The organism is Lysinibacillus sp. NPDC095746, assembly GCF_044763535.1.
Taxonomy (GTDB): Bacteria; Bacillota; Bacilli; order Bacillales_A; family Planococcaceae; genus Lysinibacillus.
On sequence record NZ_JBIWGL010000048.1, the window covers coordinates 1 to 20,979 of the forward strand.

Annotated in this window: 17 protein-coding genes and 2 riboswitches; of the genes, 5 read left to right on the plus strand and 12 right to left on the minus strand. The window is 36.7% G+C overall.

Annotated elements, in window-relative coordinates; genetic code table 11:
* Window positions 1-162 precede the first annotated feature (162 nt).
* The 3 genes from ACIQ7N_RS22545 to ACIQ7N_RS22555 all read right to left on the minus strand — a co-directional run bounded on the left by ACIQ7N_RS22545 (window position 163) and on the right by ACIQ7N_RS22555 (window position 3,610).
* On the minus strand, window positions 163-1,491 hold the full coding sequence (locus ACIQ7N_RS22545) for an L-cystine transporter (RefSeq protein ID WP_402936407.1): 1,329 nt from the start codon (window positions 1,489-1,491) through the stop codon (window positions 163-165).
* A 303-nt stretch (window positions 1,492-1,794) separates the two neighbouring features.
* A complete protein-coding gene (locus tag ACIQ7N_RS22550) occupies window positions 1,795-2,751 on the minus strand; it encodes a GGDEF domain-containing protein (protein WP_402936373.1) in 957 nt (318 codons plus the stop codon).
* The gene (locus ACIQ7N_RS22555) at window positions 2,711-3,610 is read right to left on the minus strand and encodes an EAL domain-containing protein (RefSeq protein ID WP_402936375.1); all 900 of its coding nucleotides are present in this window, start codon (window positions 3,608-3,610) and stop codon (window positions 2,711-2,713) included. The genes ACIQ7N_RS22550 and ACIQ7N_RS22555 overlap by 41 nt, the downstream gene beginning before the upstream one ends.
* Before the next feature lie 536 nt (window positions 3,611-4,146).
* Between ACIQ7N_RS22555 and ACIQ7N_RS22560 the strand changes: the two genes are divergently transcribed.
* The 4 genes from ACIQ7N_RS22560 (at window position 4,147) to ACIQ7N_RS22575 (ending at window position 8,064) form a co-directional block, all read left to right on the plus strand.
* Window positions 4,147-4,332: a hypothetical protein gene (locus tag ACIQ7N_RS22560; protein WP_402936377.1), complete on the plus strand. Its 186-nt coding sequence runs from the start codon at window positions 4,147-4,149 to the stop codon at window positions 4,330-4,332.
* On the plus strand, window positions 4,322-5,740 hold the full coding sequence (locus tag ACIQ7N_RS22565) for an amidase (RefSeq protein WP_402936379.1): 1,419 nt from the start codon (window positions 4,322-4,324) through the stop codon (window positions 5,738-5,740). The genes ACIQ7N_RS22560 and ACIQ7N_RS22565 overlap by 11 nt, the downstream gene beginning before the upstream one ends.
* 179 nt (window positions 5,741-5,919) lie before the next feature.
* Window positions 5,920-7,080, plus strand: a complete 1,161-nt coding sequence (locus ACIQ7N_RS22570) for a PucR family transcriptional regulator (RefSeq protein ID WP_402936381.1) — start codon at window positions 5,920-5,922, stop codon at window positions 7,078-7,080.
* Window positions 7,081-7,182: 102 nt separating this feature from the next.
* Window positions 7,183-8,064: a DMT family transporter gene (locus ACIQ7N_RS22575; protein ID WP_402936384.1), complete on the plus strand. Its 882-nt coding sequence runs from the start codon at window positions 7,183-7,185 to the stop codon at window positions 8,062-8,064.
* Window positions 8,065-8,106: 42 nt separating this feature from the next.
* On the opposite strand, the gene ACIQ7N_RS22580 is transcribed toward ACIQ7N_RS22575, so the two are convergent.
* The 5 genes from ACIQ7N_RS22580 to ACIQ7N_RS22600 form a co-directional block, all read right to left on the minus strand.
* Window positions 8,107-8,676, minus strand: a complete 570-nt coding sequence (locus tag ACIQ7N_RS22580) for a YitT family protein (protein WP_323656691.1) — start codon at window positions 8,674-8,676, stop codon at window positions 8,107-8,109.
* Between the two features lie 359 nt (window positions 8,677-9,035).
* Window positions 9,036-9,557, minus strand: coding sequence for a DUF2179 domain-containing protein (locus ACIQ7N_RS22585; protein ID WP_248717693.1), 522 nt, complete (start codon window positions 9,555-9,557; stop codon window positions 9,036-9,038).
* Window positions 9,558-10,301: 744 nt separating this feature from the next.
* Entirely contained in the window at window positions 10,302-11,600 is a 1,299-nt protein-coding gene (locus ACIQ7N_RS22590) for a nucleobase:cation symporter-2 family protein (protein ID WP_402936388.1), read from the minus strand.
* Window positions 11,600-12,184: a xanthine phosphoribosyltransferase gene (locus tag ACIQ7N_RS22595; RefSeq protein WP_402936390.1), complete on the minus strand. Its 585-nt coding sequence runs from the start codon at window positions 12,182-12,184 to the stop codon at window positions 11,600-11,602. Before ACIQ7N_RS22595 ends, ACIQ7N_RS22590 begins: the two co-directional genes overlap by 1 nt.
* Window positions 12,185-12,370: 186 nt before the next feature.
* Window positions 12,371-12,472, minus strand: a riboswitch (purine riboswitch).
* A 404-nt stretch (window positions 12,473-12,876) separates the two neighbouring features.
* Window positions 12,877-14,700 carry an APC family permease gene (locus tag ACIQ7N_RS22600; RefSeq protein ID WP_402936392.1) on the minus strand — a complete coding sequence of 608 codons (1,824 nt, stop codon included), beginning with the start codon at window positions 14,698-14,700 and terminating at the stop codon, window positions 12,877-12,879.
* A gap of 176 nt (window positions 14,701-14,876) precedes the next feature.
* Window positions 14,877-15,027: riboswitch (cyclic di-AMP (ydaO/yuaA leader) on the minus strand.
* 740 nt (window positions 15,028-15,767) lie between these two features.
* Here ACIQ7N_RS22600 and ACIQ7N_RS22605 point away from each other — a divergent pair.
* On the plus strand, window positions 15,768-17,033 hold the full coding sequence (locus tag ACIQ7N_RS22605) for an Nramp family divalent metal transporter (RefSeq protein ID WP_402936394.1): 1,266 nt from the start codon (window positions 15,768-15,770) through the stop codon (window positions 17,031-17,033).
* Between the two features lie 238 nt (window positions 17,034-17,271).
* Here ACIQ7N_RS22605 and ACIQ7N_RS22610 read toward each other — a convergent pair whose 3' ends face one another.
* The 4 genes from ACIQ7N_RS22610 to ACIQ7N_RS22625 all read right to left on the minus strand — a co-directional run bounded on the left by ACIQ7N_RS22610 (window position 17,272) and on the right by ACIQ7N_RS22625 (window position 20,647).
* Window positions 17,272-17,961: an ABC transporter permease gene (locus ACIQ7N_RS22610; protein ID WP_402936396.1), complete on the minus strand. Its 690-nt coding sequence runs from the start codon at window positions 17,959-17,961 to the stop codon at window positions 17,272-17,274.
* Window positions 17,954-18,877 carry an ABC transporter ATP-binding protein gene (locus ACIQ7N_RS22615; protein WP_402936398.1) on the minus strand — a complete coding sequence of 308 codons (924 nt, stop codon included), beginning with the start codon at window positions 18,875-18,877 and terminating at the stop codon, window positions 17,954-17,956. Before ACIQ7N_RS22615 ends, ACIQ7N_RS22610 begins: the two co-directional genes overlap by 8 nt.
* Before the next feature lie 137 nt (window positions 18,878-19,014).
* A complete protein-coding gene (locus ACIQ7N_RS22620; RefSeq protein WP_402936400.1) occupies window positions 19,015-19,950 on the minus strand; it encodes a sensor histidine kinase in 936 nt (311 codons plus the stop codon).
* A 4-nt stretch (window positions 19,951-19,954) separates the two neighbouring features.
* The gene (locus ACIQ7N_RS22625; RefSeq protein ID WP_132364758.1) at window positions 19,955-20,647 is read right to left on the minus strand and encodes a response regulator transcription factor; all 693 of its coding nucleotides are present in this window, start codon (window positions 20,645-20,647) and stop codon (window positions 19,955-19,957) included.
* Window positions 20,648-20,979: the final 332 nt, after the last annotated feature.

The window sequence follows — 20,979 nt, forward strand, 5'->3', positions numbered from 1 at the left end:
AAACGGATATTAAAGCTACTAAAAAAAGAATAAGGAATAGAGACAGAAATAAGGCACTTCCTGTTCAAAATTGAACAAGAAGTGCCTTATTTTTAAAAGGTTTGCGATTATAAAACCCTAAGTTTTTCAGTACCCTCTATAAATGAGAGTAGCACTGTCTTTTTATAAATCTGAAACTTGAGCACCTAATTCTTTATTATTGTACATTTCAGTGTCCAATTCTTTTGTAATACGTGCTGTTGTCACACCTGCAGTCATTGAACCACTTACATTAAGTGCAGTACGGCCCATGTCGATTAATGGCTCTACTGAGATTAATACACCCGCAAGTGCAATCGGTAAATTAAGTGCTGATAATACTAAAATTGCTGCGAATGTCGCACCACCACCAACACCAGCTACACCAAATGAGCTGACAGCTACAACTGCAATAACAGTAATGATAAATACTGGATCAAGTGGATTAATCCCAACTGTCGGTGCAATCATAATCGCTAACATTGCAGGATACACACCAGCACAGCCATTTTGACCAATAGATAGACCAAATGAACCCGAGAAGTTCGCAATACCCTCAGGTACACCAAGACGACCTGTTTGTGTTTTAATGTTCATTGGTAAAGCACCTGCACTTGAACGTGAAGTGAATGCAAATAATAATGTTTCCGCCGTTTTCTTTAAATACGTAAATGGATTTAACCCACTTAAAGTAAGAATTAATAAGTGTACGATAAACACGATAATTAACGCTACATAAGACGCAACAACAAACTTACCTAGATTATAGATTGCCCCGAAATCAGATGTCGCAACTGTACGTGCCATAATGGCTAAAATACCATATGGTGTTAAACGTAAGACAATTGTTACAACGCCCATTACTAATGCATAAATGGCATCCAAGCCCTTTTTAATAGTAGCTGCAGTGTCTCCATCCTTACGTGCTACACGTAAATAAGCAAAACCTAAAAATGCTGAAAAAATTACAACAGCAATTGTTGATGTAGAACGAGCCCCTGTTAAATCTAAAAATGGGTTCGCTGGGAATAACTCAATAATTTGAGTTGGTAAATCCGGCGCAGTTAATCCAGAAGTTTTTTCCTCTAAATACGCCCCACGCTCTGCCTCTGCAGCACCTTGCATAATATGTGAAGCATCTAAATTAAACACTGTTGCTGAAAAAATACCAACAGCAGCTGATACAGCAGTTGTGCCGATTAAAATAACTAAAATCAGAGCTGCCATTCTTCCGAAGTTTTTACCAACCTTCATTTTCGTAAAGGCGATTAAGATAGAAATGAAAATTAATGGCATCGCAACCATTTGTAGCAATTTAACATAACCAGTACCAATAATATTGTACCAATTTGATGTTTTAGCTAACACATCAGAATCAATACCATATATTAAATGGAGTCCAAGACCAAGTACGATACCTAAGCCTAGAGCCGTAAAAACACGATTTGAAAACTTAACGTGCTTTTTATTCATAAAATATAAAATTCCAACGAATACAAGTAAGACAGCAACGTTAAGAATAATTTGTAATGTAGACAATGAAAAGCCTCCTAAGACGTTTAATTATAATGTAATCGAATTATATACCTATAATCCCTATAATTCAAGTATGTTTTATTTAGATTAATAATTTTCTAAAGTGACAGAATTTTATTTCTTTTGATTATGCCCTAAAAACGAAATTTAATAAAAAATACTTGTTGAGTATGTTCGCGGAAAGCGACCGTTATAAAAAAAGACTGTGGGCAAGCTTGCCTACAGTCTGACCTATTTCGTCTAATGAACGAGGTAAGTTTCTTTTTCATTGTCATGAATGAGATAACAACTTCCCGAAATTTTTTTACATTGCTTTTTTACACGTGTCACCGCATCCGACAATTGGTCAACAGATTCAAATTGCTGATATTGATTAGTAATAACCGCAATGGATAGCGTGGTACAAGATAAAGGCTCTAATTCACCAGCTCTATTTTGTACTTGTAAGTATGTTAAATCCTCCACATCATAAAAGCTTAAAATAAATGCATCAAACTCATCAATAATTTTTTGACAGATCGGAGCAGCCTTATAATGCGGAAGAATCGCAACGAAATCATCTCCACCAATATGTCCTAAAAAATCTTCTGTACCTACGATATTTCTTTTCAAAATATCGGTTAAATACAGTAATAGCTTGTCCCCTTTATTAAAACCGTACGTGTCATTGTATGATTTAAAATGGTCTAAATCAAAATACATTAAACTATATTGCGGTAGCTGCAATGCTTCCTCTAGCTTTTCATCAATTAATTTATTGCCAGGGAGACTGCTTAATGGATTTAAAAAACTTGCAATAGCTACTTGTGTGTCTACGAGCTTCATCAGTAGCTCCCGAATACTTACCACGCCGTAATATAAGTCATTCCTTATTACAATCACATCATCATACAGGTCCTCTGAAGGTCTAGACATTGCTAAAGTACTGACCTCTGTAATAGGTATATTGCAATCTACAATGAAAGGATTTTCTTTCATAATAAGCTGATTATGTCGTCCGATAAATAAATTATAGCCATACCTTGTACCAATTTTTTGATAGAAATGTGTACGTGTAATATGCCCAATTGGTTTGTCATCTCGGACAACGACAACACTACGTAATGACGGATTATTTATAAAAAGTAAATCCACCTCTTGATTTTTCACAAATTCATCAATACAAGGAACATTTTCTATGACTTCCCCTATTTTCATGGTCACCCATCCTTAGTTTCCCCAATTGTATTTCCTTTGCGGGTTTCCCTACCGCATAACCTTGTGCGTAGTGGATTCCAATAGTATGTAAATACTCAAGCTCTTCCTGGCGTTCAATACCCTCTGCTATAATTTTCGTTTTAGCCTGCTCTGCGTATCTCATCAGCAATGTAACGAGCTGCTGCTGTTCGCTGTTTTTATCAATAAATTGTATTAAAGAACGGTCTAGCTTAATAAACTCTGGCTTTAAGTAAATAAGCGTTTTCAAGCTATTATAGCCTGAACCCACATCATCCACTGCAATTCGGTAGCCCTGTGATCGATAATGTGATAAGACTCGTTCAAACTGTGCAAAATCTACCACTGCACTACGTTCAGTGAGCTCAAACACTACCTGCTGTGGTTTTATGCCAAGCTCCTTTAATAGCTCTAAGGTTTCACCACTATGGTAGCTCTTATCTAGTAAAACATTAGGATGTATATTGACGAATACTAGAAAATCTCGATTCACCCATTCTCCGTGCAATCGTTCTTTAAAACGCTGCAATGAAAGATTACGACAAAAGCATTCAAATAAAAATACACAGTCTGTTTGCCCAACAAATTCATAAAACTGATCGACACTATGAAACAATACTGAAGGCTCTGGACGATTTAGTACCTCAAAGCCAACCGTTTGCCCCGTCTGTAAATCGACAATAGGCTGAAAATAAGTATGTAAATTTTTGTCCTGAATAATTTGTTTCAAAGCTTTTAAACGTTTTATATAGAGCGTATTGTTTTGATGCTGCCCGTATAAATACTTTAAATAAGAAAATAAATTACTTGTTTTTATGCTTTGTCTCACAACAGACTCCATGCTCGCACCTCTTAAATTGGTTATTAGGGTCTATTGTACGCTTGGATTGTAAATGTACTGTGAATAATATGTAAAAAGAGGTGGCTCTAGCACTAGAAATCCTTTTCAACAGTTGACATGGCTCTATTAAAAGTAATCTTAATTACTTGATAGCGTAGTATATTTTTCACAATATACAATATATTCAATCAACTCATTGATATAAATTGTAAATAGTGTATGCTTATAATTAATAGTATTTTATTAACTTTTATAGGAATTTGTTATTTTTATAGTACTATACTAATTCAACCCCATAAGTAAAACGTATACCATGTATTAGTTGATTGGGGTGAAGGCTGAGCAACTCCTTGGGGATCGTAGCGTTACAGATGCAACCCAAGCAGCACAAGCCTCATCGGACTCCCCTAGGGAAGATCCCAATTGGAGCGAAAATCGCCCTCACGTTATGGCAATAATTCTTTATAATAAAAAGATTTGTTCTTTATAGGAAAACCTATTTAGATAAAAACTATTTTCAAGGGAGGATCCTGTTAATGAGTTTGTCGATTCAACAATTATTGGACAACAAAGGAATTACACCAAAACCTGAACACCTTGAACTTCTAAAAGCGCGTTGGGAAGGTATGCAATCCCTTCGTGGTAATTTAGAAGGCATCGCCATTGATGATGCTGATATCGCTATCCGTAGCATCCCTGGAGGTGACCATATTGACTACTGATTTACACTTAAAATCTGTTGAAGAGTTAGCACCTTTACTTGAAACTAAAAAAATTTCCCCTGTCGAGTTGACGAAAGCAATTTTAGATTTTGCTGAAGAAAGTCAGCCTAAAATTAATTCATATATGGCTTTTTATCGTGAAGAGGCCCTAGCACAAGCACAAGTGGTAGAAAAGGAAATTTTGAATGGACAGTATCGAGGAATGTATCACGGGATTCCTATGGCATTAAAAGATAATTTGTACTTTAAAGATAAGATAACGACGATGTCATCAAAGATTCATAAGGACTTCGTTTCAAATTATGATGCGACAGTTGTAGAAAAACTTCGTAATGCCGGTGTTATTTTCACGGGTAAATTAAGCATGCATGAGTACGCATGGGGCATCACGAATAATAATCCCCATTACGGACCCGTTCACAATCCATGGGATTTGGATAAAATCCCTGGCGGTTCTAGTGGCGGCTCCGGCGCAGCAGTTGCAGCGGGGGCAAGCGTTGCATCATTAGGTACAGATACTGCAGGCTCTATTCGAATCCCTTCATCAGCCTGTGGAATTGTCGGCTTAAAGCCTACTCATGGGCGCGTAAGTAAATATGGCTGCTACCCTCTTGCCTGGAGCTTAGACCATATTGGTCCAATGACAAAGACAGTAAAAGACTCAGCCGGCTTACTTGGGATTATTTCTGGATTTGACTATAGAGACCCTACTTGTACAGACGTTCCAACAGAGAATTATGTACAGCAAATCTCGGGTAATGTGAAGGATTTAGTCATCGGCATCAACGAAGAATATTTCTTTAACAGAGTAGACTCCGATGTGGAGCGTGCTGTTCGGACAAGTATTCAAAGCTTAGTGGATCAAGGAGCAAAGGTTGAGATCGTTCGAATTCCTTCCTTGCAATATGCAGAGTGGGCAGAGCTGGTTACTTCCCTTTCGGAGGCATCTGCAATCCATCATTCCGATTTACAGAAAAGACCACATGATTTCGGAGATGATATTCGTCTGTTATTTGAACTAGGTGAATTACCATCTGCAGTTGATTACCTACAGGCTCAACAGGTGCGACGACAAATAAAGCAAGAATTTACACAGATTTTTAATCAGGTTGATGTACTTATTACACCTACATTACCTGTAGTGGCAAGTACTATTGGTGATGACTTTGCATATTTAAACGGTGAAAAAGTTGATTTAATTGATAATATCATTCGTTTTACAGGCCCAAGTAACTTAACAGGGTTACCTGCCCTTTCCGTTCCTTGTGGCTTTAAAGGTAATTTACCAGTAGGCCTCCAAATCATTGGTCCAGCCTTTAAAGAAGGTCGTATTCTTAACGTTGGTTACGCTATTGAACAAACGAATCCAATGAAAAATAGAAAACCTAATATTTTCGCTAATATCTAATTTATATAATGTGGGCGAATCTGCTTGCTTTACGGACTTTGTCTGTAGAACTTCAGCAGATTCTTTTTAATTGGTTGATTTATCAGCGATTCGCATTGTCTTATCAGCTATTTTACTGCGCTTATCAGTTATTATAAATAAAAGAAGCTCAATCACAAGAAAGGTTGTTTGATATCCTAATGAACGTAGAGAACTTTTTACGATTACCTATTACAAAAGATTTTACAGTTATTGCTGGTCGCAATGGTTTACATAAACCCGTTCAAAATGTGGAAATTCTAGACTTTGAATTTTCACCTGATATTCAAACTGTGAGAGAAACGATTTTTACGCCGAATAGTGTTGTTTTAAGCAGTTTATTATTCGCAAAGCAAAAGCCAGAATATTTATGGAATGCCGTGAAAAACCTTATTGAACTGGGGGCAAGTGCTCTCGCTTATAAACCTGTTATCTATGAGGATTTGCCTAAGGAAGTGATAATCTATGCAGATGAACACAATTTCCCGATATTGCGATTTGGCGGAGATGAATTTTTTGAAAAGATTATTTTAGAAACGATGGCCTATGCAAAAACGCAGGACTATTCATTCTTTTTAGATACGATTATGCGACGTATTATGGAGGAAGAAGTAACTGATGAACAAATAAAGTCTATTTTACAGCAAATCAATAAGCCCTTTGAAAAATATGTATTTGTTGCTAATATTCAAATGCAAGATCATGCAAATAGTCAATGGATGCAATCCCTTTTCCAATTAGAGCCTCTATTGAAATCTGGTATGATTTGTACCTATAAAAAGAGCCTCTTCATTGTTATGACCCATCCATCACAGCAATTTCAATTTACAAAAACGCTCAATGAATGGTTAACGTTGTTTGCGATCTCGACGGATTCCATGACCTTCGGCTATAGTCGTTGTCACATAACACAAACAGAATTCCCTATTGCTGTTCATGAAGCCTTTTATGCACGCATCATGGCTGAAATTGAAACGGCTCCTATATGTCATTATGAGAACCTTGCTTCCGATTCGTTATTAATTGAATTGCATCGTAAGGACACTAAATTTGCTATGGACTATGTAAATAGCTTTCTTGGTCCCCTATTCGAGGAAAAAGTTGACCCGGACTTAATGAAAACAGCAATTACCTATATCGTAAAACAAGGAAATATTAAAGAAGTAGCCGTTGCTCATTTTTGCCATCCAAACACAATCCGTTATCGTATGTCAAAAATACGTCAGCTAGTAGCACCTTTAGAAAATGATTATGTTTTTTATGAGCGTCTAGCTGCAGCCGTTAAATTGTACTTATTACATAGCAAAACGATTGTTGAATGACAGCTTTGGAATAAGTACAAAAAAACGCCTGAATCTTTAGAATTAAAATCAATCTATTTTCTCCCATCTCATGTTATTCTATTGAAGTTAGGAGGAGGAATGATGAAACAATACATAGCTGATGGTATGCTATTAGTCACTGCAATCGTTTGGGGTAGCGGTTTTGTCATAACGGCTATTGCATTAGAATATTTAACAGCCTATCAAGTAATGGCTGGTAGATTTTTATTAGCTTCAATTATCCTGACTGTCTTATTTGGATATAAATTAAAAAAAGCTTCAAAATCAGTTATCTGGAAAGGTATTTTGTTAGGAAGCATTTTGTATATTGCCTTTGCCCTTCAGACAGTAGGGTTACAATATACTACACCATCTAAAAATGCATTTTTAACTGCTGTAAATGTCATTATTGTCCCAATTATTGCGTTTGCGGTTTACAAGCGTCGTATAGATGGCTACGAGATTATCGGTTCCCTTATCGCTATTGTTGGTATTGGTTTTCTTTCTTTGCAGGGCTCACTAACAATGAATATCGGAGATGCACTTTCCTTAGCTTGTGCTGTCGCCTTTGCCTTTGATATTTTTTGTACGAACCTTTTTGTCCAAAAGGAAGATGCCATTGCTCTGACGATTATTCAATTTATCACAGCATCTTTTTTAGGAGTTTTGGTCGTAATCAGTCAAGGCGATATCCCAACTACCCTTGAAAAAGAAGCAATCTATTCAATCGTTTATTTAGCCATTTTTTCAACTACCCTCGCCTATCTTTTTCAAAATATTGCGAATCAATATGCATCTGCTACAAAGGCTGCGATTATCCTGTCAACAGAATCCTTCTTCGGCATGGTATTATCCGTTATATTCTTACATGAAGTATTAACAAGTCGTATGGTTGTAGGGGCAGTACTGATTTTACTCGCCATATTAATTGCAGAAGTAAAGCCCGCACATCCTAAAAAGCGAATGATAAAGAGCTCCCGATAACGATTTTCAAAATAGTTTCAGTCCAACTGAAGCTATTTTTTATTAAACACGGCTAGTTATGATACTTGTAGTAATCCCTGCTACCAAAATTGTAATAATAGAAAGCAATAATGTATTAGACGATAAAAGCAGCCCCCCTATGACGATGACGATTGAATCTATCATAAAAATAAGTATCCCGACATTAATTCCAGTTTTATCACTTAAAAATTGGGCAATCAAATCTGTACCACCAGTGCTTGTCTGAAATCTAAGCATCAAACCAACACCAAAGCCCATAAGTACCCCTCCAAATATCGCGCTATAGATGGCATCTACATGAATAAGATTCCGGACGGGCTTTAGTAAATCGATACTAAGAGAATATGCGAATAATCCATGAATACTATTGTAAAAATACGCTCTGTATTTATACCAAGAAATAACGAAAATGGGGATACTAATAATGATGATCATTAAACCTATTTTAAGCTTATATATATAGTGTAAAATAAGCGCTATCCCTACAACGCCCCCATCTAAAATTTGATAGGGCGTTAAAAATAAGTTTATCCCTAATGCTACTGCTGCACTTCCTATAAGAATGACCAAGCCTTTCGTAAAAAAATACATACAACACCCCTTCCAAGACTTGCATGTTTTTATAGTATGAAAAAATCATTTTGAACATGTTATTGTTCACGTCTGTCGGTATAATAATATTCATATTTTTTATCGAGCTTGGTCTCTTAAATTTCTCACATTTAACTTCTTGCAACGGATGTCACAGAATCGGAAAGAGACCAGTAAAGAATGTTAGCAGTTATCGTGCAGTCCTAAACACAAAGCTAATTCTGGACGCTTTGTTTATCTCCGCGACAGCGGCAATTATGCCCGGCATAATTGCTTGTGATGGTACGACGTTACGATGGATTGTATTCACAAAAAAATGCCCTTCTGCATATAGACAAAAGGGCGATGTTAAGGAAAAACTATTTATGTTTTACCTTCATTCGATCCAGTAAAAATCCACCTTTAAATGATTTAGGCTCGTACGAAATAATAAAAGCATTCGGTTCATAATGCTCAACAATTTGGAACAATTCCGTCTCACGGTTTCTCTTTGTTAATATTTCATATTTATAGCGGTTACTATCTCTCCCCTCACCAATGTAAATCGTGACCGCAAACCCTTCATTCCGAAGAAATTTCACAAGTTCCTCATTCTTATTTTGCGTATTAATAGTCGTATAAACATAGCCAATCGCTAATTTACGTTCAATTTTGGCCCCTAAAAATATACCCAACCCAAAGCCAATTGCATAAAAGACCATAGCTAGCATACTTTGCTTCCCACTAAAGACGAGTGAAAGGCCAAATACATACACTAACATCTCCAGCATACCGAATATGGCGGCAAGGAAAGTAACATTCTTTACTAAAAGTATTGTACGTAACGTTAAAAAAGGCACATAAATTAATTGAAGTATTAAAATCAGAAATATACTTTGCATTTTGTAAGAGACCTTTCAAAGTAGTTTTATATGTTTTAAATATATATGTTGGGACATCGGCTTCCATTCTATCTATTTTCTAGATTCCCTAACAATTAATATTTAAACATCTACTTTTCATAAAAAAATGTCACCTACTATAAAAGTAGATGACATTTTGTTTATTATAGAAATCTTTTAAGCGTCCCCATGCGCTTTTGCCCAATACTATTTGGGCGGGGAACTTTGAGTGGTGGGTATTAAAGGACACCTCCGAAATGAAGTGTCCACTTTAATGGTTACCCTTTGTAAATGACTAGCAATCCGAATTCATTGGTACTTTATTTTTTATTAGTTCGTCTATGTAATACTCTTTTAACCAAACTTCCAATTTCATTCTTTCTTCATGACACATATGTGAATTCATAGTTACTTGTAGTTCTTCAATAACTTCTTTAGCAGTCTTTAGATTCATTTATACCCAACCTTTCCATAAGGTTCATGATATTCCATTTTAAACTGCATTACAATACCTAATTTTACCCTTTTATAGGGTAGTTTTATGAAATAAAGAGACAGCCGTAAATTTAATATTCTCCGGTAATAAAGATGAAAAAGAATAAACCTGACCAAAGCAAGCCAAATAAAAATAACAATATTCTTTTTAACTTCATTGGTGATAGATTAAAATAAGTACTTCCCCCTCTTTCGCATAAAAAAATGTCATCTACTATAGAAGTAGACGACATTTTTTATAGATTCCTTTTAAGCTTCCCCATGCATCGGGTCTTCCTTATGCTTAGGCCCAATCATGTTGAATAAAATATTAAGAATAATCGCTGTGACAGAACCACAGACGATACCGTTAGATGTTAAAAGAGATACTTGTTCTGGTAGTGCATCGAAAATACCTGGTACAACTGATACGCCGACGCCAAGGCTTACTGCAATCGCAGCAATCATGGCGTTTTCTGCTGATTCATTCATAACAGGTACTAGCATGCCCATACCTTGCGTAATAACCATACCGAACATCGCTAGCATTGCTGCACCAAGTACTGGTGTTGGAATGATCGTTGTTAGTGCTGCGATTTTTGGTAGGAAGCCAAGTGCTACTAGTAAGCCACCTGTGATGTAAATGACTTTACGGTCTTTGACGCCTGACATACGCGTAAGTCCCACGTTTTGTGAGAATGTTGTATATGGAAAAGCGTTGAAAATACCGCCGATAACAGAGGCTAGACCTTCTGAACGGTACCCACGTGATAAATCTTTTGAATCTAATTTTTTATTACAAATATCGCTTAGTGCAAAATAAACCCCTGATGACTCTACTAAAGAAACCATTGCTACAAGCGTCATTGTAATGATTGCAGATAAATTAAATGTTGGCACCCCAAAATAGAATGGCTGAACCATGTGTAATACGGCTGCATCTGAAACTGGGCTAAAATCAACCTTCCCCATAAATACTCCTAGGATTGTCCCTACGACTAATCCGATTAAGATGGATATTGCACGAATGAAACCTGTAGAAAAACGATAAACGACTAAAATAATAACCAATGTAATAAACGCTAAAGTTACATTAGAACCAGATGCAAAATCTGTTGCATCTTGTCCACCTGCCATATTGTTTAAAGCTACTGGTAGTAAAGAGATACCGATAATCGACACAACCGAGCCTGTAACAACTGGTGGGAAGAATTTTACTAACTTACCGAAAAAGCCTGCAATTATCATAACGATTATACCTGATGCAATAATAGATCCATAAATATCAGTAATACCTTGTTCAGGATTTGTACCGATTGCAATAATTGGACTAACTGCTGTAAATGTACAGCCTAGTACGACTGGCAAACCAATACCGATCATTTTACCTGAATACACTTGTAACAGTGTTGCGACCCCACACATCATTATGTCAATCGCTACTAAATACGTCATTTGTGTTGAATCAAAGCCGATTGCCCCACCGATAATCAGTGGTACTAAAATGGCTCCTGCATACATCGCAAGTAAATGTTGAATAGCTAGCGTCGTCGATTTAACGGTATTCATTACGCAATAGCCTCCGTAGCAAATGTTACTTTGCCATCCTCAAGAGAGTCTACAATTGCTAATGATTCTACACGTACTCCTTGCTGGCGTAATAATTTTCCACCGTCTTGGAAGCCTTTTTCAATAACAATGCCTACACCTACAACATTTGCACCAGCTTGTGCTGCGATATCAAGCAAACCTTTGACAGCTTCCCCATTAGCTAAGAAATCATCAACAATTAGAATGTTATCATCTTCATTTAAGAAATTACGGGATACTGAAATATCATTTGTTTCATTTTTGGTAAAAGAATGTACTTTTGAAGAATATAGATTATCTGATAATGTTAGTGATTTACGTTTACGTGCAAACACTACAGGGGCACCGATTTCAAGACCTAGCATTACAGATGGTGCGATACCAGAAGATTCGATTGTTAATATCTTTGTGATGACTTGATCAGAGAATCGATTTGCAAACTCATGACCAATTTCCTTCATAAGTATTGGGTCAATTTGATGATTTAAAAATGAATCTACTTTTAATACAGATGAAGATAAAACTTTACCCTCTTGTGTAATTTTGTCGTGTAATAACTTCATTTCCTTGATAGCCTTCTTTCTTATAGTAATAGCTCTTCATGAGCAACGCATTCCGTTACAGGCAAGCGCCAGAAGCAATGCAAGTAATAAAAAACGCTGAATACTTTGATTCCAATCATCTACGAGTGGAGCAAAGCATTCAGCGTAAAAACGTCGAAACGAATAGAAAACATCTTATATGAAGCCTTCTAAAGCATTGCTACCCATAGTCGATTTATTTACGGTAAATCGGTAGAAACTTGCGAGCCATATTCTCGCTATTATATGAGTGAAATAGTATTAAACTGTATCATCACCAAAACATGTGGTTGATTTCCGTTCCGACTGGGCGCTTTCCTGGGGGCGTCCGATGAGCCGCTTCACTCGCGATGCTCGCTCCAGGGTCTCATCTGTGACGCTAATCCCCAAGGAGTCGCCCATCCTCACTCCAATCAACTAATTTACATAGTATACATTTTAACAAAAGTCATTCTCAACTTTTGGTGATGAACCATTAAAGAAATTCCTAATATTTATCACGCCTTGGCGTCATTTCCAAAAATGGTATTTTATTCGGTGTGTGCTTATTCTCATACTAAATAAAGTCTATATTTTCGGAATTTACTATCATTCTAGTAAGTTTCAATCGTAAACGTTCGTGTTTTACAATCAATGTAATGATTATATCAGACTATTTTCGAGCTTGCTAGTCATTATTTTGATAAATGGAAGGGCACTGTCATAATGACGATATTTCTGTGAAATAATAGCGAAGCACGAATTAATAGACTCGATTGATTGTGTAACATATGATGCCATCCTTTTTTCGGTAAAAACTGTGGAATAATAACAGTTACTTGATAGCCTGATTTCGTACATTGATGTTCAACTTTATCAATAAACTTCATCAACGGTTGTGTAATACTTCGATATGGTGAATAGTATGTTACAAGCCGTATGTCTGGCTGCCAAGCTTTCCATTTCTCCTCAAACGCTTTTGCGTCCGCTTGATCGAAGGCCACATAAAAGGCAATAATTTTATCAACGTTTAATGTCTGCGCGTAATGCAAAGTGTTTTCTACTACTTTCGTAATACCAGCAACAGGGACAATAAAAACATTCCCCTCTACATTCGGTAATTTCACATTATCTAATCTTAGCTGTTCACCAGCTGTTTTGTAATGCTGTTTAATACGATGGAACGTCCAAATAATAATTGGTAAAAAGATAAACACGGGCCATACTTGAGGTAATTTTGTCACAAAAAACATCATGGCTACAATAAAGGAAATGATCGCTCCAACCGTATTGATCGTAAATTTAGCAAACCAACCTTTTGGCTTTTCGCGCCACCATTTTCGCATCATTCCAGCCTGTGCTAAAGTAAACGGAATAAACACCCCTACTGCATAAAGTGGAATCAAATGCTCTGTTGTTCCATCAAATAAAAAGATTAAAACAATGGCAGCTAAACCAAGCATCATAATGCCATTTGAATAACCAAGTCGATCCCCGCGAATTTGGAATATTCTTGGGATAAATCCGTCCTTCGATAAATTGACAGCCAGTAAAGGAAATGCTGAATACCCTGTATTCGCCGCGAGTACTAATATCATCGCTGTTGTTCCTTGTACTATATAGTAAAAAATATTACGACCTACACTTGCCTCCGCAATTTGTGAGACAACCGTTGCTTTCGCATTTGGAGCAACTCCATAAAAATATGCTAGACTCACAATACCGATAAATAGCACTGCTAAAATACCACCCATAGCCAGTAATGTTTTAGACGCATTTTTCGGCGCTGGATCTTTAAAATTTGGAATAGCATTTGAAATGGCTTCAACACCAGTCAAAGCTGAGCTTCCTGATGCAAATGCTTTTAATAATATAAATAAACTAATACCTGCAACTGGTGTACCGAACTTTGGATGTAACGCTGCAGGAACTTGCCCTGTTACTACGTTATAAACCCCTACCCCGATTAACATTAGCATCACGATCACAAACAAATAAACCGGATACGCTAAAACGGATGCCGATTCTGTAACACCACGTAGGTTTAGAATCGTTAAACATATAACAAAAAACACTGCGATAACCACGTTATAGGGATGCAAACTTGGAAATGCCGAAGTAATGGCATCTGTTCCTGCCGATACACTTACCGCAACTGTTAAAATATAATCGACAAGCAATGATCCACCTGCGACTAGACCAGCATTGACACCTAAATTTTCCCGAGAAACTACATATGCTCCGCCACCATGTGGATACGCATAAATAACTTGGCGATACGAGAAAATAAGTGCTGTCAGTAACACAACTACCCCAGCAGCAATCGGTAGAGAATACCAAAAGGCAACCGTACTTACCGTCATGAGTACAATTAAAATTTGCTCAGGTCCATACGCTACTGATGACAACGCATCAGAGGATAGTATGGCAAGTGCTTTTGTTTTACTAAGCTTTTGTTCCCCTAACGCATCAGATCTTAATGGTTTACCGATAATATAACGTTTTAATGAGGATTTCATATTCAACACCTTCTAGTTTCATAGAATGTGTTTCGCATTTCTAAATCGATTACACTTTAGCATAATCGGTTTTTGTGCCAATCACCGGGGCCTTGTTTTATAAAATGAAGATAAAAAAATCTACAAGTCATCACTAAATAAGACTTGTAGACGCTCATTCGTCTGCCAAGCTCCACTTTTCTGCTCTTAACGCTTACGAGGTTAGCTGTCGGATTCGGGCCTGAGTAGCCCTACCCCTCAATAAATGAAGAGATTCACCCCAAGGATTACCTATGTAATCCAAAAAATTGGGTCCCCCGCGTCTAATTGCTTCAGCGATTTAGAAATTTGAAACTTTTATAATGATGTCATATTACGCCTGTATTAAAAAAAAGTAAAGATGAAGAAAACGGTTACAAAAAATTTTTTTCACTTGATATTTCGAATATTTTAATTACGTCTACCATACGTGTGGTTGACTTCCGTTCCAACTGGGTGCTTAGCCGCTTCGCTTGCATTTCAGGGTCACCTCTATAATTTTCCACCGAGTCGTCTAGCCTCCACTATCATTCCTCAACTTTGGCATGATTTATTATTATTTGAAGAATACCGCTTTAACTTCTTTCAGCAAATGTTTTCTGTAGCGAAAGCGAAATGACAGCTACAGACATTATTTGTCCCGAAAACGTAGCGTAATTTGGACACCCGCTGAAAAGTTACCTAAACCTGCCATTCATCTTACCACCTATAGAGGAGGGAGACATTCTACTGCTGTTTCACTTTCGTTCCAATTGGTGGAAGAAGTAAAAGCCACCTTATAAGTATATTCCCTCTTTTAAAATGGCTAAGTACATTAATCCTTGGATCATTTTAAAATGAAGCGAATATTTTGTTATGATGCTTCAATACATTAGGATACACAAACAAAATCAAAGTCCTTCACTAAATCAAAAACATTTCGAATTTAGAAAACCATTGAGCAAACTCCTTCACATTTTCTTCTTCTAGCTATAAAATAATAATAAAATATCATTTTCCTCTAGGAAACTTTATTTCACTTGCGATACTCTTTGAAATGAGGGAACAACATGGTTTACAAACGAATGAATAAATCGCCCGCTGAGGCGGTTTTAGATGGAGATATAAAAGGTTGGCGACGAATCTTACCATTTCTTGGCCCAGCCTTCATCGCAGCAGTTGCCTATATTGATCCAGGCAACTTCGCAACAAATATAACAGCAGGTTCACAATATGGATATTTACTTCTGTGGGTAATCGCCTTTTCCAATTTAATGGCGGTGTTAATTCAATCCTTGTCGGCAAAGCTTGGTATTGCGACAGGCAAAAATTTACCCGAAATAGCACGTGAAAATTTTTCTAGAAAAACTTCTATATTTTTATGGATACAGGCTGAATTGGTCATTATTGCAACAGACCTAGCAGAATTTATTGGTGCTGCACTAGGGCTGTACTTGTTATTTAACATTCCAATGTTGCCTGCAGCGCTTATTACCGCAGTCGGCTCATTTGCTATTTTAGAATTACAGCGCAGAGGCTTTAGAGCGTTTGAGGCAGGTATTTCTGGCATGGTGCTTATTGTTGTTTTAGCGTTTGCATTCCAAACATTTTTGGCACAGCCAAATTGGGGCGATGTAACAGTAGGCATGTTCACACCACGCTTTGATGGTGTAGATTCGATTTTATTGGCAACAGGTATTTTAGGGGCAACCGTTATGCCACACGCTATTTACTTACATTCTTCACTAACTCAAAGTCGTATCATCGGCCGGAACGATGCTGAAAAAAAACGTATATTCCGTTTTGAATTTATTGATATTATCATCGCGATGATTGTCGCAGGCGCTATCAATATGAGTATGCTTGTTATTGCTGCAGCAGTATTCCATACTCAAGGCGTAGTAGTTGAAGACTTAGATATCGCTTATAACGGATTAAAAGCAGCGCTTGGTCCGCTGGCGGCCGTGTCCTTTGGGCTTGGGCTTCTTATAGCGGGGCTTGCTAGCTCTTCAGTTGGTACACTCGCAGGTGACGTTGTGATGCAAGGCTTTATTAGAAAGAAAATTCCACTCTATTTACGCCGTGCTATTACAATGCTACCTCCTCTGTTGATCATTGCATCCGGCGTTAATGCAACATATGCGCTTGTCCTAAGCCAGGTTATTTTATCCTTTGGTATTGCATTTGCTCTTGTACCACTTGTGATGTTTACAAGTAAACGTGCCATCATGGGAAGCCTCGTCAACCATCGTATTACAACTATATTAGGATGGATTGTCGTAGTGATTGTAGTCGTTTTAAATCTTTATTTATTATGGCAAACGGTATTTGGTTAATAAAATGCCAGACACAAAGACCTTCATTTGGTTTTGTGTCTGGCATTTTTACATGTAAAGGGTTTTTTCAGAACATGGAGTGATTTCACGCTTTGTTGTTGCTGACGCTTCGTTTCTCTACGCTTTCGCACAGTTAAAACATTGTTGCTGACGCTTCGTTTCTCTACGCTTTCGCACAGTTAAAATACATTGTTGCTGACGCTTTGCTTTCGCTACAGAAAACATTTGCTGAAAGAAGTTAAATATCTATCTTCTCAATGTTTCTGAATGATAAATAGGCCACGCTTATACCGATAATAGCTAAAGTGATTGGGATGAAAATAATATCATACAAACTGAAGTTACCAGTATTTGATGAAACAACCGATACAATTAATATAGATGATACAATCGTTGCCGGAACGGAGTATTTTTTCATGCCAAAATACAATGGTATTAATGCGATGCATGATGCTGCAACTGCATTCATGATCACAATGGGAATTCGTTGTATTATGAAAGAGAACGACAATGGATCTGAAAGTAGTTGGAAACTCTCACTAACAATACAAAAAACCGCCGTTATAAAAATAGTCGATAAAATAATTGCACAAAAAGTAAAAAGAACAACAATGGCTAGCTTTGAAGCAATTAATTTTTTTCTACTTAATGGATACATAAATGCTACAGTGATGGTTTTATATTTGAATTCTCCAATAATAAATTTGGCGATTAACACACTGGCAAAAATAATAAACACCGCTCTTACACCAGAATCTATAAAGCCAAATGCCGCCTGATAATTTCGGAGATCTTGATCCCCTTCTACTTTAGTAATAAATATAAGCATAAATGTAACACCTAGTAATATAAAATTTGCAAAAACAGCTTTTTTTATATATGAACCGATATGATATTTTTTCATTTCTAGACGCATTAAATTAAGCACTAACTACACCTCCATTGATTAACTTCAAGAAATAATCCTCTAATGAGCTTGTTTTTTTGCTAATGCCCTCAATTTCAATATCATGCGCAATCAATGTTTTAGATAGCACCTTTTGTGAAGCTGTTGAATCATAAATTCGAATGCAATTGTCATCCATTAGTTTGAAATTAGTAATATTTAATTTACTTTCTATAATAAAGGCAGCCTTTTGCCCATTATTGACGATCACTTCAATATAATCTGTTTGACTACGATTGACAGCGTCCATTGATACTTCCTTAATCAATCTTCCATCTTTAATAACCCCAACTGTATCTGCCAATTGTTCAATTTCGCCCAAAATATGACTAGAGATAATAATCGTTATTCCATACTCTTTACAAAGCATCTTGAATAGTTCTCGAAGCTCTTTAATGCCAACTGGATCTAGTCCATTAATCGGCTCATCTAAAATAAGTAATTCCGGCTTAGTAATAATTGCACGCGCAATACCCAACCGTTGTTTCATCCCAAGAGAAAAGTCTTTTACACGCTTATTCTCCGTATTTGTTAATTTTACTAAATCTAGAACATGCGCAATCTCTTTCTTGTCGTAGTAGCCCATATATTCGCAATGTAATTCTAAGGTTTCCTTTGCTGTTAAATCTTCATAAAAAATTGGGTATTCAATAATCGTTCCCATCCTTTTCAGCACGTCGAATGAACGGTCCATTAATTTTTCACCAAAGATTTCAATATCTCCACTCGTTGGCTTCGTAAGGTTTGTGAGCATTTTCATAACTGTCGTTTTTCCGGCACCGTTAGGACCTAAAAAACCGTATATTTCTCCCTTTTTCACATGCATAGTTACAGCAGAAACGACTTCTTTACCTTCAAACACTTTCGTAAGCTGATTTGTTTTTACAATATATGTCATGTAGATCTCTCCCTTAAATTTAGCTATCCTTATTATAAAAAATGAAACTCTCTAATTTATTACTTGATTCTTACAAATTTCTTAAGCGCAGAAGAAAAGCTTGTAAAGCTATAAAATTGCCCTACAAGCATGACTGCTCAATATGTCATTCGTTTTAAAGAAACTGTAAAAATGGTCTTCTCATATGGGGTACTAGAAAGTTGGATGGAACCCTCCATTAATTCTACAAGACGTTTTGTAATGGTTAAGCCAAGGCCACTCCCTTGGAAGGATTTATTTCTGGAATCCTCAAGTGTATACATTCTTTCAAAAACATTATCAATATGATATTCGTCGATCCCCTGCCCACGATCCCAGACATCAATAAAAATATTCGTATCATCATTTCTTACTGTGAGCCCAATGATGTTTCCTGTTGCCCCATAGGCAACCGCATTTGATAGTAAATTATTCAAAACCCTATCTAGCGCTTCTTCATTGCCATGTGCATATGCGGATATCTCTGGTATTGCTATATCGATTTCTAGTCCCATAGATGTGATCATATCGTAAAATGATAAAATATTTTTGCGGCAAATTTCACTTACATTAATTTTCGTCATTGGATAATCTGTATCTCCTGCCTCCAATTTTGCCAGGTCAAAAAATGTATGAATTATTTTCAATACTTCCAATGTTTTCGAATGAACACCTGTGAGCAACCGTTGCCGCTCCTCTTCATTAAGTGATTGCTTAAGCTTAAGCATTTCCGTATAACCTAGTACAACTGTTAAGGGCGTTTTAAGATCATGGGAAATATTAGACAACATCTTTTTCATAGAGCTTTCCATTTTTCGATGTGTCGCCAGTACTTTTTGGTTGTGGTCTAGCAACGCATTCACCGCAATTAATAGCTGCTGTAATTCATGATTAGCTGTCGACACTAAAATCTTCTCGCTCGATTGCTCGTTAATGATTGCTTGCAGTTTTTGATGCATGTATTGAATCATAGCGTTCTGTTGTTTTTTTGCTCTCACCTGAAAAATAATTATACCTACAAGTAACACAATCATCAGTAATAGTAATATCATCATCTGTTTATCCTTCGAATTTATAGCCGATTCCCCAAAGTGTTTTAATATATAGAGGATTGGATGGATCGTCTTCAATTTTTTCGCGTAATCTTCTTATATGTACATTAATAATATTTTCATCCCCATAATAAGCATCATTCCAAATCAATTGGTAAATTTGCTGCTTTGTAAAAACTCGGTTACGATTTGTCACGAATAATTTTAAGATGCCAAATTCCTTTGATGTGAGCTTAATTTGCTGTCCATCCTTCTCAACTGAAAAATTAACAAGGTCAACCGATAAGTTGGCGATCTCGACAATATCTTTCTTCTCTTCTACTTGACTAGAGTATTTTGTAGCTCTACGAATTGCAGCTTTAACACGTGCCGAAAATTCCAGCATCGAAAATGGCTTCGCGATGTAATCATCTGCCCCTAATCCTAATCCTAACGCTTTATCAACATCACTATCCTTGGCTGACATAATGATAATTGGCAGTGATGCTCGCTCTCGTATAATCTTTAAAACTTCTAATCCATTAAGTTTCGGAATCATAATATCCAAGATCACTAAATCAAAAGAATTATTTAAACAATTTTGTACTGCTTCTTCTCCATTTTCTGCAGAGGTGACAAGGAATCCCTCCATCGTTAAATAATTTTCCACCATTTCACGAATAGCATCGTCATCTTCTACTAGTAAAATATGCTTTTGCACTATCCTGCACCTCTTCCTAACTTAAAGTAGTCTATATATGACTTGCCGTTTCTTTGTATCATCACCATAACAAGGGACTGATTTCCATTCTGGCAGGCGCTTTCGTTAATGCCACTTCACTTCCGCACTGATAACATTCGCTACGCTCCAAGATCTCATCTGTGACGCTAATCCCAAAGGAGTCGTCCAGCTTCCACTCCAATTTAATGTCTTACCCAAAATTTGCTGATGTGTTATTTATCTATCAGTTTACCATATTAAGGTTATGCTTCAAAAGTGGGCGACGATTGGACAAATTAAAGTTCTCTTTTTATTCTCGCCAGTCGTTCACT